This window comes from Pseudoxanthomonas sp. LjRoot204_2 (genome assembly GCF_056175765.1).
Genome location: NZ_JBGFFG010000736.1, coordinates 1 through 1,042 on the forward strand (window position 1 = coordinate 1; position 1,042 = coordinate 1,042).

3 protein-coding genes are annotated in these 1,042 nt (G+C 69.5%); 2 read left to right on the forward strand and 1 reads right to left on the reverse strand.

Going from position 1 to position 1,042, the window contains the following annotated elements; all coding sequences use genetic code 11:
* A partial coding sequence (locus AC04L7_RS19490) for a DUF8198 family protein (RefSeq protein WP_475513816.1) occupies window positions 1-268 on the forward strand: 268 nt, incomplete at its 5' end.
* 3 nt (window positions 269-271) lie between these two features.
* On the opposite strand, the gene AC04L7_RS19495 is transcribed toward AC04L7_RS19490, so the two are convergent.
* Window positions 272-547 carry a polyhydroxyalkanoic acid system family protein gene (locus tag AC04L7_RS19495; RefSeq protein WP_296282985.1) on the reverse strand — a complete coding sequence of 92 codons (276 nt, stop codon included), beginning with the start codon at window positions 545-547 and terminating at the stop codon, window positions 272-274.
* A gap of 98 nt (window positions 548-645) precedes the next feature.
* Between AC04L7_RS19495 and AC04L7_RS19500 the strand changes: the two genes are divergently transcribed.
* Window positions 646-1,042: FHA domain-containing protein (locus AC04L7_RS19500; protein WP_475513817.1), on the forward strand; the 397-nt coding region annotated here is incomplete at its 3' end.

Sequence of the window (1,042 nt, forward strand, 5' to 3'; positions counted from 1 at the left end):
GCGCAGGCACCAGATCGATCTGATCGCCGAGGTGGGGGTCGGGCTCGCGCGCGCGGTGAAGACGCCGGGCGTGGCCACACTGCTCAAGCTGTCGCGCGGCCCGGCCAAGGCCACCGGCCTGGGCGAACTGCAGGGCTTCCTCGAGCGCGGTTTCGCCGCGTTTGCCGCGCTGGGCGATGGCAAGGCGTTCGTGCGCGACATCGAGCGGGCGGAACGGGCGGTGTCCCGGCGGCTCTTCTCGTCGGACCCGGACCCGTTCCGGGACTGAGCGTCAGTCGAACTTCTCGCTGAGTACCCGACGGATCTCGGCTTCGATCGGGCCCTTCATCGCCGACAGCAGAAAGCCCAGGTTCGCGGTGACCCGCAGCGTGTCGTCGAGCAGGGCGATCTTGCCGTCCACGCCCGACCGGCTGAAGTTGAGCGTGTCGCCGTCCCATCCGTAATCCATGTCGAAGCGCTCGGCGAGCTTCTTCGCGACGCCCTCGATGGCCTTGCGCGCCTGCGCCGGCGACTTGGAATGGGGATGCTTGATGTCGATGCTGGCCATGCGCGGCTCCTGTGACGTGGCGGTATTCTGCGGGCCGCCGCGTGAAGATGCCAAGCCGGTGCTGCCGGCCACGCGCCAACCTGCTAGGCTCCCGTCGCGTGCAGAACCTCCGACTTCATTTCAGCAACCGCCCTGCGCCTGACCGGCCACTCACCACCGGCGTGCACCGCATCGTGCGCGAGGCCGCCGGCACCATCGGAGTCGGCGATGCGCTGCAGGGTGCATTGCTCGCGCAGATATGCGTCGACCGGCGCGGGCTGTGGCTGCAGGTGGCCAACGGGATGCGCGGGGTCCACATCAACGGCCGGCCGGTGAAGCGCATGGCCGTACTCCGCCCGGGCGACGCGGTCTATGTGGAAGGCGTCGAGCTGCTGCTGCAGTCCGGCTACGCGCCGGCGTCCGATCTGCACACCAGCGACGCCGGTCAAGGCGATGTGCGCGTGGTGCTGCGCGGCCTGGGCGGCAAGTACCACGGCAGGAGCGTATCGCTCGAGC